The organism is Paenibacillus sp. Root444D2, from assembly GCF_001426375.1.
In the GTDB taxonomy this organism is placed as follows: domain Bacteria; phylum Bacillota; class Bacilli; order Paenibacillales; family NBRC-103111; genus Paenibacillus_E.
The window spans coordinates 434790-447483 of the sequence record NZ_LMEO01000034.1; the positions used below are offsets into that span (position 1 = coordinate 434790).

At 49.3% G+C, this 12694-nt stretch carries 8 protein-coding genes and 2 other annotated features; of the genes, 7 read left to right on the top strand and 1 reads right to left on the bottom strand.

Features of this window, described 5'->3' with window-relative positions; translation table 11 throughout:
- The first annotated feature begins 110 nt into the window (after window positions 1-110).
- The 7 genes from tsaE (at window position 111) to glpX (ending at window position 9886) form a co-directional block, all read left to right on the top strand.
- Complete coding sequence (gene tsaE / locus ASD40_RS20240; RefSeq protein WP_057305116.1) at window positions 111-593, top strand: tRNA (adenosine(37)-N6)-threonylcarbamoyltransferase complex ATPase subunit type 1 TsaE; 483 nt, start codon at window positions 111-113, stop codon at window positions 591-593.
- The gene (gene tsaB / locus ASD40_RS20245; protein WP_057304948.1) at window positions 590-1414 is read left to right on the top strand and encodes a tRNA (adenosine(37)-N6)-threonylcarbamoyltransferase complex dimerization subunit type 1 TsaB; all 825 of its coding nucleotides are present in this window, start codon (window positions 590-592) and stop codon (window positions 1412-1414) included. Before tsaE ends, tsaB begins: the two co-directional genes overlap by 4 nt.
- Window positions 1414-1920 carry a ribosomal protein S18-alanine N-acetyltransferase gene (rimI, locus tag ASD40_RS20250; RefSeq protein ID WP_174806667.1) on the top strand — a complete coding sequence of 169 codons (507 nt, stop codon included), beginning with the start codon at window positions 1414-1416 and terminating at the stop codon, window positions 1918-1920. Before tsaB ends, rimI begins: the two co-directional genes overlap by 1 nt.
- A gap of 22 nt (window positions 1921-1942) precedes the next feature.
- On the top strand, window positions 1943-3085 hold the full coding sequence (gene tsaD / locus ASD40_RS20255) for a tRNA (adenosine(37)-N6)-threonylcarbamoyltransferase complex transferase subunit TsaD (protein WP_235549319.1): 1143 nt from the start codon (window positions 1943-1945) through the stop codon (window positions 3083-3085).
- 74 nt (window positions 3086-3159) lie between these two features.
- Window positions 3160-3410, top strand: a binding site (T-box leader).
- Between the two features lie 156 nt (window positions 3411-3566).
- Window positions 3567-3836: a binding site (T-box leader), on the top strand.
- Window positions 3837-4379: 543 nt separating this feature from the next.
- The gene (locus tag ASD40_RS20260) at window positions 4380-5951 is read left to right on the top strand and encodes a 2-isopropylmalate synthase (RefSeq protein ID WP_057304949.1); all 1572 of its coding nucleotides are present in this window, start codon (window positions 4380-4382) and stop codon (window positions 5949-5951) included.
- A gap of 366 nt (window positions 5952-6317) precedes the next feature.
- Window positions 6318-8681: a hypothetical protein gene (locus ASD40_RS20265; RefSeq protein ID WP_057304950.1), complete on the top strand. Its 2364-nt coding sequence runs from the start codon at window positions 6318-6320 to the stop codon at window positions 8679-8681.
- Between the two features lie 236 nt (window positions 8682-8917).
- Window positions 8918-9886, top strand: a complete 969-nt coding sequence (gene glpX, locus ASD40_RS20270) for a class II fructose-bisphosphatase (RefSeq protein ID WP_057305118.1) — start codon at window positions 8918-8920, stop codon at window positions 9884-9886.
- 753 nt (window positions 9887-10639) lie between these two features.
- On the opposite strand, the gene ASD40_RS20275 is transcribed toward glpX, so the two are convergent.
- Window positions 10640-12589, bottom strand: coding sequence for an ABC transporter ATP-binding protein (locus ASD40_RS20275; RefSeq protein ID WP_057304951.1), 1950 nt, complete (start codon window positions 12587-12589; stop codon window positions 10640-10642).
- Between the last annotated feature and the right edge of the window lie 105 nt (window positions 12590-12694).

The following is a 12694-nucleotide window of genomic DNA, read 5'->3' on the forward strand; positions in this document are numbered from 1 at the left end:
TCCGAGTCATTTCGGGGCGGGCTTTTTCAATTACAGAGTTGATGTTGCCTACTAGCGAGGACTATAATAAGAGCAGCACGCGCAAACGGAAAGAAAGGGATGAGATTTACTTGCCTCAATCCACATTTACGTATAACTCCCGGCATGAGGAAGATACCGATAAACTGGGGAGATTGCTGGCCGCTAATTTGCAGCCTGGAACGGTCTTTACACTAGATGGCGATCTGGGTGCGGGAAAAACGAGGTTTTCGCAAGGCTTTGCCAGAGCGATGGGAATTACCGAAACCGTCAACTCGCCTACATTTACCATTATCAAAGAATATGAGGGAGCTGAGCTTCCTTTCTACCATATGGATATGTACCGCATTTCCCAAGAGGAAGCGGATGAATTAGGGCTCGACGATTACTTTTATGGAGCGGGCGTTACGCTGATCGAATGGTCAAGCTTAATTGAAGACCTTCTACCGACAGAGCGACTAGCTATCACGATTGTCCAAAAAGATGATCAAACCAGAGTATTTCACCTGACTCCGTACGGAGACACGTATCAGAGCTGGTGTGTACAAATGAAGGAGAACGGACATTTACAATGACAGAACGGACAATGAATTTAGGACGATGCTTAGCCATCGATACCTCAACATCTGCAATGACAGTTGCTATTTTGGAAAATGGCGCCATGCTGGGCGAGGTCAGCTCCCACGCTGAACGGAATCACTCGATCGGGCTTCTTCCCCATATTCAAGATTTGCTTGCGAGTTTACATCTCAAACCCAAGGACCTTCAATCGGTCGCTGTGGGCCAAGGCCCCGGTTCCTATACAGGGGTTCGTATTGCCGTGTCTGTTGCCAAAACATTCGCATGGTCGTTAGGTCTGGATCTTATTGGTGTGTCCAGCTTAGAAGCAATGGCACTTGGCGGTGCTATGAAGGAGCAGAGCGCGACCGGAAATGGGCCAACTTGGGTGGTTCCGCTCATGGATGGCAGGAGAAAGCAGGCTTTTACAGCCGTTTATGCCTATGAGGGTGCTTCCCCCATGACAGCTAGTGGAGAGTTAGAAGCAAGCTGGCAAGAAGTACTGCCTGATGGCATTCGCGTTATTGGATCTTGGACGGAGCAAATCGTTAAACAAGCAGCCTCATCTTCGCAAGGACAAAGGCCACAAGAGATTCTGTTTGTGGGTGAAAACGAGGGCTTCATGGCAGAGCTTGAACAATTCGCACGGGATTGGGACGGAGTCGTTCGTATCCTTTCCTATGGCATTGAAGCGGAATATATCGGGAGACTAGCCTATCCGAGGTTGGCCAAAGGGGAGAAGGCAGATGTGCATACATTTGTCCCCAACTACACCAGACTTCCGGAAGCCGAAGCCAATTTACTGGCCGGGATTAAGACGAAGAAAGGGGATCATTGATGATGGAGCAGCGACAACCGCAAACAACCGAAAACTCGTTGGTGTTCCGTTCCATGCGAATGGAAGACATCCCTTATATTTGTGAAATTGAACAAGAAGCATTCACGACGCCTTGGACAAAAGGTGCATTCGAAAATGAATTAACGAACAATCAGTTCGCTCATTATATGATTATGGATATCGAAGGTGAGGTCGCCGGGTATGGCGGCATGTGGCTTATCATGGAAGAGGCGCATGTCACGAATGTGGCAGTTCGGGATACGTATAGAGGACGTAAGCTAGGGGAACGTTTGCTTCGGGAGCTGATGAAAACAGCTGCTTTTTTAGGGGCTATTCGGATGACACTTGAGGTGCGAGCCTCGAACTATGTTGCGCAAAATTTGTACGAAAAAGTCGGTTTCCGCTCTGTTGGCGTGCGTAGAGGATATTACACGGATAATCGCGAGGATGCTGTCATTATGTGGGCAGACTTGCCTAAGAGAAGAAAGGATAGTCTCGGGGACTGAGGCTTTCGGATAGGTGACGAATTTGACAAGAGAAGTAGGGAAAGAGTTAGAGAGTGAAGCGGGACAACAGCAAATGAGTGGAACGAGGCAACAGATAGATAAGGATGTCCTAAAAGGTAAAACAGGACAAGAGCAAAAGGAAGCTCCCGTCACGAAGCCGGTTTATATTTTGGCAATCGAAACGAGCTGTGACGAAACTTCCGTAGCCATTGTCGAAAATGGTAAAATCATTCGTTCCAATGTGATTTCCAGCCAGATCGAAACCCATCAACGCTATGGCGGTGTGGTGCCGGAGGTGGCTTCCCGTAAGCATGTGGAGTCGATCACATGGATGCTGGAGGAAGCCGTCGAAAAAGCGGGCGTATCGCTGCAGGAGCTGTCCGCGATTGCTGTAACTGAGGGACCCGGATTAATCGGGGCCCTGTTAGTAGGCGTCGTTGCGGGCAAAGCGCTAGCCTGTGCCTTAGATCTGCCGCTAATTGGTGTTCACCATATTGCGGGACATATTTATGCGAATCAACTTGTGCATGAGCTCGAGTATCCATTGATCTCGCTCGTTGTGTCCGGTGGACACACGGAGTTGATTCTGATGGAGGGGCCGGGCCAATTCCGCATCATCGGGCGAACGCGCGATGATGCGGCTGGCGAGGCCTACGACAAAATCGCGCGGGCGATGGGCCTGCCTTACCCGGGCGGACCGCATGTGGATCGGCTTGCGCAGGAAGCCGAGTCCGAGATCAAGATGCCTCGCTCGTGGCTCGAGGCAGACTCTTACGACTTCAGCTTCAGCGGATTGAAATCCGCTGTGCTGAATGTCGTCAACCAAAGCAAGATGCGCGGCGAGGCCGTTCAAGTCGCACAGATTGCCAAGGGCTTCCAAGCCTCCGTCATCGACGTGCTTGTGGAGAAGGCTGACCGCGCCGTGCGTGAATACGGCGCGAAACAGCTGTTGCTCGCGGGCGGTGTCGCCGCGAACAAAGGGCTGCGCAGCAGGCTCGCCGAGCGCTGCGAGCAGCTGAATGTGCCTCTGCTCGTGCCGCCGCTCGGCCTTTGCACGGACAACGCTGCGATGATAGGCGCTGCCGCTTTCCTTAAGTGGGACAAGCAGGAATTCGACTCCATGGAACTGAAGGCAGAGCCTCAGCTCAAGCTTGAAGAGTGGTAAGGGCAATAAAATAAATTTTCTGACAACTGTATTGACTTTGCCAAAGCTGCATATTATAATCACAATCAATACTTTCAAACGCAACGAACGGGATTAGTAAGGAACAGTAGTTTCGCTCAGAGAGCTGTGCGCTTGGTGAAAGCACAGACGAAACGGTACCTGAACTCGCCCGGGAGCGGTAAGACTGATAAGGATGCCAAGGATCCAGCACCCAAGTAGGTCTTGACGGTTGACCCCCGTGATCAGGTACATGAGTGGTTTCGAGTGTAACAGCTCGGATCAATTAGAGTGGTACCGCGGAAGGTTCAAGCCTGTCGTCTCTTATATAGAGATGGCAGGCTTTTTTGGTTGTTCTGAAACTTGAAGCGAACATGAACGAATGTGAAGAAGGTATATGAACATATAACAAGGCAATGAACAAGAGTAGTAAGGAAAACATACACAAAAACGCGATGAACAAGAGTAGCAAGGAAAACATACAAAAAACGCCATGAACAAGAGTAGTAAGGGCTCACTTGTACGGTACAGAAAGCTGCGGGTTGATGCGACGCAGACCGTGAATGCCCCGAACTCGCTTGGAAGCGGTCATCCTGATCAGCGAATCAAATGCTGTTAGGGATGAACGGGTGACCTCCGTGAACGGGTGACGTAGAGCAGCAGCTAGTTGGGCTGCACTATGTCTGAGGTGGGCTCCGTAACTTGGAGCCAACAAGAGTGGTACCGCGCTGGGTGAAGACCCGTCGTCTCTTATGTGGAGATGACGGGTCTTTTTGTTGTTTTTTTGAGATGGCATCTCAATTGACTAAAAGCAGCCAACTTGGCCTGCTCCCGTCAAGGTGAGCTTCTGTAACGATGAAAAACATCGCTACAGTCACAGCCCGCTCTACAGTAGCTTCTGTAAGAATGAAATACATCACTACAGAGACTTTCCATCTCAACAGTAGCTTCTGTAACGATGAAAAACATCGCTACAGTCACAGCCCGCCCAACAGTAGCTTCTGTAACGATGAAAAACATCACTAAGGTTACAGCCCCCAGCCCCATCAGGAGCTGTAGTGATGAAAAACATCACTAACGGGGAATCCAATAAGGAGTCTGCCTCAAATCACCTGGTTTAAGAGTGAAAAACGTCCCTAAAGTCACAGAAAAGCCGAAGTTAGTTACGTTAGCGATGAAAAACAGCACTAAAGTAACGCGAAGACACATAAGTCAGACGTAGCACGATTCATTTTCATTTTCAAACCATAAAAGATCATTGCCAGCAGGTCTGGCCCAACCTTGAGGAGGAATAAACATGGAAATCAACAACACAAACACAAATCGACGCATTCGTATTTTTGACACGACACTAAGAGATGGTGAACAGGCGCCAGGAGCCTCACTGTATCCGGAAGAGAAGATTCGTATCGCAAGGCAGCTAGCGAAAATGGGCGTGGATACGATCGAGCCGGGCTTCCCGATTTCAAGTCCTGGCGATTTTCAGGCGGTGCAGCAAATTTCACGGGAACTGCAGAACATAGAGATTTGCGGCTTCGCCCGTGCTGTTAAAGCAGACATTGACTCGGCGATAAAAGCCACACAGGATGCTGCTTCAAGACGGATTCACATGTTCCTGTCCTCATCGGACATCCACCTGGATTTTCAACTTCGCAAATCCCGTCAACAGGTGGTAGAGATGGCTCGCTCAATGGTCGCCTATACGAAGCAATTCGTTGATCGGATCGAATTCTCGCCGATGGACGCAACGCGAACAGGGGACGAATTCCTGTTTGAAGTACTCGAGGCGGTCATTGCTGAGGGAGCAACGATACTAAACATTCCTGACACAGTAGGTTACGCGCTGCCGGAAGAATACGGAGCTATGTTCCGAAGAGTGCGGCAAAGTGTAAGGGGCGGCGATACCGTGGAGTACAGCGCGCATTGCCATAATGATTTGGGTCTTGCTGTCGCGAACAGCCTTGCGGCTATTGCTGCAGGAGTCACACATGTGGAAGTAACCGTTAACGGTGTAGGAGAACGCGCAGGCAACTGTTCTCTCGAAGAGCTCGTTATGGCCATAGAGACGCGTAAGATGACCATGGGTGTTGAAACTGGGATCGTATCCAGTGAAATTTTCAACACATCCAAAATGGTCAGCCGCATCATGGGCTTTCCGATTGCATACAATAAGCCGATTGTCGGCCGTAATGCCTTCCAGCACGAAGCAGGTATCCATCAAGACGGACTGCTGAAAAATCGTAACACGTACGAAATTATGGATCCGGAAAAGCTGGGCATTCCACGGTCCATGATCATCCTTGGCAAGCACTCAGGACGACATGCACTGAAGCATCGCGTCGGGCAATTTGGCATCGAGCTCACAGGAGAAGAACTGGATACACTTTATACCAGATTCAAAGAAAAAGCAGATGATCAGAAAATGGTGACTGACGACCAGCTTATGGAGCTTGTAGGCTCAACCGTTGATGGGCAAATGGAGCCATTTACACTGACACATATGCAAGTTGTTTCTAGCAGTGACCGCAATCGTGTTGCCTCCGTGTCGGTAAAGAACAATCAAACTGGTGTTGAAAATGTGTACTCAGGGACTGGTGAAGGACCGATTGAAGCAATCGTGCAGTGCCTTCGACAAGCGATTCCGATGGCTGTGGATTTCTCCGATCTGGAGCTTCATTCGTTATCCACAGGTGAAAAAGCAACAGGAGAAGCGGAAGTCACCATCTCAGTGGGTGGCCAAACTTACAAAAACACAGGCATTGACCAGGATGTGCTTGTTGCTGTAGCGAAAGCTTTTATCTCAGCCTGCAACCAAGCTATTCGTATGCAAAATAACGCAGCAGCTCCAACCGAAGCCACGACGGCATGATAAAATTACTAAACAATCAAATTGTAAGAAAACTTAGATATATACACAGCTTGTGTGCAAAGTTATTCACACACCCTGTGTACAATGTGTATAACTAGTGCAAACCCACGATTACCAACGGTTTTAAAAGAATACGGAGAAGAATAACTTTTTCACAATTTTTTGTGGATAATGTGGATAAGATTGTGGAAAACGAAGGAATATCGCAGGGGGAGGCGGATTTCGCCTCTCTTTTTTTGTGGATAACGATGTGGATAACTTATTGGGCATAAAATCATCTCACTTTAAATTATCGGAACAATCCGGCAGTGGATAGCTTTTCACTTGGATGAAAATGCTAAAAGCAAAAACAGCGGGTGAACACACTTGAAATTAAAAATAGCAGGCATTTTTGTGGGTATCTTGACTTTATTGTTAGAGTTGTCCACAAGTGCGGAGGGAATAGCAGCTGGTATCGACCCATCCATCCACAATGAAGTAAAGTCCAAGCACGTAACGGTGGTTTCAATACCGGGTTTATCGTTCATGGAGCTTCGGCCCGATCAACTTATGGAGCTGCCCCATTTACGGCGGCTGACGGAGATAAGTGCAGTTGGATCTATGAACATTCGCACATCGAGCCGAACGATGCGAGATGTGTATGTCTCGTTGGGAGCAGGAGCACCTTCCGTAGGAATCGCAGAAGTACAGGCTTTTGCTGCAAAAGAAACAAGGCAAGGTATACGCTTTTCCGAACTTATGAATCGTTACACAGGATGCTGCCAGGAAGAAAAGTCGGTTGAAGCTGACGCCGTACTGGTGCCTGACATCACATTGCTGCAGAGGGCTAATGAGAACCAAGCTTATGAACCAGGCACCCTAGGGGAATTGTTGAAGGAGTATGGTGTATATCGTTCCGTGCTGGGAAGCAGTGATTTAGGGAAGAGATCAGGCATCGAAGAAAAGAAATTGCGGCGCTACAGTCCGCTCATGTTGATGGATTCCAATGGCTTTGTGGATAAAGGTGCACTCGGAGATGATATCTTGACTGTGGTTGTGGATAGGCCATACGGTGTTAGTACCCATTATGCACAACTGCTTTCTTTGTGGGAAAAAAGGAAGCTGCCCGGCATTACACTAATCGAATTAGGTGATTTGTACAGACTTTACATGGATAAAGAGCATTACAACGAGGATCGTTTCACGCAGTTGAAAGGACAAGTATTGAGGGAAATGGATCAATGGTTAGGGCAAGTGGTGACAGGAATGGCGGAAGATGAAAGCTTGTGGATTTTCTCTCCGGAAGTGAATAGTGAGGCGGCAAGAGCCAAGGCCTATCTATCACCTATCCTTCATTACACGGCCGACAGCAGAGGAGCAATATTAGTTTCTGAATCTACTCGCAGGCAAGGTGTTGTTACGGCACAAGATTTCACAAGTTCGCTGCTAAAAGAGTTCAGCATCCCGGTACCGAATGGGCTGGTGGGCATTCCTTTATCCTATATAGGGGAAAATGACGTTCTTGCTGGGCTTGTCAGGGAACAGAGCAGCATGCAGATGGTTTACCGCAGTAGGCCGCTGTTACTATATCCGTTTGTTACTTATGAAATGCTCGTATTGCTCTTGAGTTTGATATATGGTCTGTGGATAAAAAAAAGACGGACAGACCCTGGATATCTCGAAGAAAGGGCTGTGCCATGGCTCAAAAGTGTGCGTATGCTGCTCTTCTCGTTGCTAACGGCGCCTGCCGTTATGCTGTTGATGGGCTGGTTGGTTGTTCCTCTGACAACAAAAATAGGGATTGAAGGCACGATGCGGGTGCTGATTGCCATTTTTATTGTGGGCACGCTGCTAATCTCTGCTGTTATGGAAAAATGCCGCCTATCCACAGCCATGATCTGGCTTGGTCTTGGAAACGCGTTGATCATAACGCTGGATGGCAGTACAGGGGCCCATGCCATGAAGTATTCCATTCTGGGTTATGATCCGATGATCGGCGCCCGCTACTACGGCATCGGGAATGAGTACATGGGCGTCTTGATCGGCGCCCTCGTTCTTGGCGTGACGGCGGCTTTGCAGCGCCGTCATGGGAAAATACAGCCCGCGCTGCTCGCGTGCGGGGCGTTCTTGCTCGTGACGGCCTGCCTGGCAGCACCGTCACTCGGCGCGAACGCGGGCGGCGCCTTGAGCGCCGCGGTCGCCTTCGGCGTAGCCGGCGCGCATTGCTTCGCCGGCGAACGCTGGCGCGAGCTGCGCCTAGGCAGGGGCGCAGCCCTGCTGTCGGCGCTGCTCGCGCTGGGGCTTGGGGCGCTGTGGCTGCTCAACAGCGCCGATTCTCCCGCGGCATTCGCGCGGGAGAGCCATGTCGGGCGTGCGTTTCACGCGCTGCACGCCGGGCACTTCGATCAGATCGGACAGCTGATCGAGCGCAAGCTGCGGATGAACGTGCACTTGCTTCGTGCATCCGTGTGGAGCAAAGTGCTCATCACCAGCCTCATCGTGATGGCTGTCCTTGTGCTCCGTCCCCGCGGTCGTCTTCGCTTGTGGCAGAACAAATACCCGTATTGGATGTACGGGTTCTCGGCCAATATGATCGGAGCCATCGCAGCGCTGCTGCTTAACGACTCCGGCATTGTTGCAGCTGCGACGTTGATCATTTTCGTCGCTGTACCGATGCAGCTCCTGCGATTGCAGGAGCTTTCATATCCAGAGGCAGCACGTCATACGGCAAAGCAAAAGCAGCTCGAATGAGCTGTAAAGTTTACAAATGATTGTCTGGGACCTTTCGCTTCCATTATACTAATAATAGGAGCAGGCGGCGGCTTTAATAAAAATTGGCCGTTGTAATCGCCGGCGAGCTGCTGTTGGATATTCCACTGTCGCTATTGCAACATCAGCAGGCATCGTTGCCTCGATTGCCCCTTGTCCTTCGTTTCATCTGGCATTGTTTTGCTTCACAGTTTAGTTATGTAAGGGAGGAATTCGGTATCGAAAGAGAACTTGCATTAGAAATCGTGAGGGTCACGGAGCTTGCCGCATTGGCAGCTTCCAAATGGATGGGAAGAGGCGATAAGCATAATGCAGACGGGGCCGCTACTTCGGCAATGAGGGCTATGTTCGACTCTGTGTCTATCAAAGGCACCGTCGTTATCGGAGAAGGGGAGATGGACGAAGCCCCTATGTTGTATATTGGGGAGCAGGTAGGCAATCAAGACGGCCCAGAGGTTGACATTGCAGTCGATCCCTTGGAAGGAACGGAACTAGTGGCGAAGGGAATCAACAACGCTTTGGCTGTTGTCGCTGTTGCGAGCAAGGGGAATTTGCTGCATGCTCCGGATATCTATATGGAGAAACTCGCTTGCGGACCTCTGTTAAAAGGACGTCTGCGATTATCAGAGCCATTAGAAACAACATTGCTCAAGGCTTCCCAAATTTTAAATAAATCAATATCAGAATTAACAGTTTCTATTTTGGATCGGGAAAGGCATGCCGAACATATGGAGACGCTGCGTAGATTAGGGGTACGTATCAAGCTTCTCAGTGACGGAGACGTTGCCGGGGCTATGGCGCCGGCCTTTCCTGAGTCAGGCGTTGATCTATATGTAGGCTCCGGGGGTGCGCCGGAGGGAGTGCTTGCCGCAGCGGCATTATCATGTCTCGGCGGTGAAATTCAAGGCCGATTAATGCCGTCTTCTCCGGTAGAAGAGCAGCGTTGCCGGGAAATGGGGCTGCATGACCCGCTAAAGATATTATCGATGGAAGAAATGGTTGGGGACGGCGATGTCATTTTCGCAGCAACGGGCATAACACCTGGAGATTTTTTAGGCGGGGTGCTGTTTTTACCAGGGCATCGTGCCGAAACGCAATCTATCGTCATGCGGGCAAAAACAAAAACGATTCGCCATATCCGAACCAGTCACTTTTTGCCCAATAAACCGTTTCTAAACCATGTCTGACTGAAGTGAAGTGCTGCATGCTGTCCCAAAAGTACCATTAAAAAAGGAGTTAAGCAGTTTAAATAGGCTTAACTCCTTTTTTTGATGTCTGCGGGTGATTTCTGGAGCTGGTTATTGGCAAGGAAAAGAAGACGGACCCCCTCCTTATGCAATTGGCCCCCGAAGGTCTATTTCGTTGGATAATCGAGACCGTCGATTAATTCATCAAATTTTGCTCTAAATTAAGGTATCCTTCATCGGGATCAATTGTCCTACATGCTGGGTTGCGGTTGCTGGATGAACGAGTTCATATTCGCGGTTGAATGATGTTGTAAAAAGTGCAACCATTAGTTGTTGCATCAAGTACAACAATTTGGTCCAATACAGGCCATTTCGCAACAAATGGGCTCAAAATGTTGTACAAACTGCAACTTCAACTTAAAAAATAACCCTTTGTCGTGTGAATTGTTGTATGAAATACAACATTGGTAGCCACTGTAGCCCATTTGCCCTAACGAAAGCTGATTGACTCTAAAATCGAATTTTGGAGTTTTGTTGAGAGACATAATGAATCAATCGACAAGTCTCTAGTCTCCAATGAAATTACACAATAGGCCCGCAGAGGGTCCATTTCATTGGAATAATCCAATGAAATTACGATTTCTATTGGTTCAAAAGTCTCATAGATCAAAAGGGGCTGCCTTCAAGTAGATCAGTTTACAATCTACTTTTAGGACAGCCTCTGTTTGTATGAACCGATAAATATCTATCTTTCTATGCGAGGAGCGTCTCCCACTCCTCATAACAAGCAGCGAGCGAACTCTTACGCTCATCAACCGCAGCGGTCTTCTCTTGAACGAGCACATAGTTGTTGTACACAGCTGGGTCAGCAAGCTCCGCCTCCAAGGCCAACACTTCGTCTTCCAGCCGAGCGATGTCGAGCTCCAGCTGCTCCAGCTTACGCTGGCGGCTGCGTTCTTCGCGCTTCGCCAGCTTGTCTGCTTCGTAACCACCGGTACTCGCGGGTTCACTCTTCCCAGCCGAACCGCTGCCTCCAGCGGCCTTCTTCTCCGCTTCTTTGGCCAGACGCTTCGCTTCCATCTCGGCGAGCTCGGCCTTTTTCTCCACGTAATCGTCATAGTTGCCGAGATAGCTCGTAAGCCCATCCTTCTGCAGATCCAGCATGCTCTCAGCCATCTTGTTCAGGAAGTAACGGTCATGGGAGATGAAGAGGAGTGTACCCTCGTAATCCATCAATGCCGACTCCAAAACCTCTTTACTATACAAATCCAAATGGTTGGTAGGCTCATCAAGGATCAAAACATTCGCTTTTTGCAGCATCAACTTGGCTAAGGCTACACGGGCCTTTTCACCGCCGCTTAAGGCAGCAACCTTTTTGAACACATCTTCGCCGCTAAAAAGAAAGCTCCCGAGCACCGTGCGAATGCGCGCTTCTTCCAGATGCGGGTACGTGTTCCACACTTCCTCAAGTACGTTGTTGGTCGGGGTCAGTCCCGTTTGTTCCTGATCGTAATAGCCAATCGTGACGCCCGCTCCCCACTTGAAGGTGCCTGCGTCTTGTTTGTGCTGACCAATTAATGTTTTAAGCAAGGTGGATTTACCCACACCGTTGGGTCCAATGAGCGCAGCGGTTTCCGAACGACGAAGCTGGAAGGAGACGCCGTCCAACAATCGTTTCTTTCCATCATAGGAAAGCGCCAAACGATCAACCTGCAGCACTTCCTTGCCGGAGGTCTGCTCGATTTCAAAAGAAAACGATGCCCGCTTCAGATCCCCCATCGGCTTATCGAGTCGATCCATTTTTTCCAGCTGCTTGCGGCGGCTCTGCGCTCTCTTCGTCGTGGAAGCACGCACAATGTTGCGCTGAACAAAATCCTCCAGCTTCGCAATTTCATCCTGCTGCTTTTCGAACTGCTTCATTTCGATCTCATAATTAGCTTCTTTAATCTCGATGAATCGGGAGTAGTTTCCGGTATATCGCTTGGAAGCATTTCGCTCTATTTCATATATAGAAGTCACCAAAGCATCTAGGAAGAAACGGTCATGAGATACGACCAGAATAGCGCCAGGATAGCCGCGTAAATAACCTTCCAGCCAAGTTAGCGTCGGAATGTCCAAATGGTTCGTCGGCTCATCGAGCATGAGCAGATCGGGTTCTTCGAGAAGCATTTTAGCAAGGGCAAGCCTTGTTTTCTGACCGCCGCTAAGCGTTTTGACTAGCGTATCCGGAGGAAACTGTCCAAAGCCCATCCCGTGCAAAATGCCGCGGATTTTCGCTTCAATTTCATAGCCGCCATGTTCACGAAACCATTCGGAGCGTTGAGCATAACGATTCATCGTAGTTTCGTACTTTTTTTCGTCCGATATTAATTCAGGATCTGCCATTAACGCTTCAAGCTCTCGAAGCTCTCTCTCTGTCTCGAGCAAGGAACTAAACACGCTGAGCAGCTCGTTCCAGATAGACTTGTCCGTTTGCAGTCCGCTGTTTTGCTTCAAATAGCCGATTTTCGTTTCCTTCGCCTTGAATAAGTCGCCGCTGTCATAGGACATTTCGCCGGCAATAATTTGGAGCAGTGTCGATTTACCGGCGCCATTCACGCCAACTAAACCGATCCGTTCCCTGTTTTCGATCTGAAGCGTTATATTGGAGAGTACGGAACGTACCCCATAGCTTTTGGAAATGTTAGAAACCTGTAATAGCATCTGCTGCTACCTCCTGCTTATTAATGAAAGGACCTGAGCTTGCCCGCCCTTTCGCTCTCTTATAAATCCCATCAATTCACTAGTATACACCATGCGAGGCGGCAT

Coding starts and splice junctions, on each gene's coding strand:
- tsaB (WP_057304948.1), top strand. CDS start 590: ATGACAGAACGGACAATGAATTTAGGACGATGCTTAGCCATCGATACC.
- rimI (WP_174806667.1), top strand. CDS start 1,414: ATGATGGAGCAGCGACAACCGCAAACAACCGAAAACTCGTTGGTGTTC.
- ASD40_RS20260 (WP_057304949.1), top strand. CDS start 4,380: ATGGAAATCAACAACACAAACACAAATCGACGCATTCGTATTTTTGAC.
- ASD40_RS20275 (WP_057304951.1), bottom strand. CDS start 12,589: ATGCTATTACAGGTTTCTAACATTTCCAAAAGCTATGGGGTACGTTCC.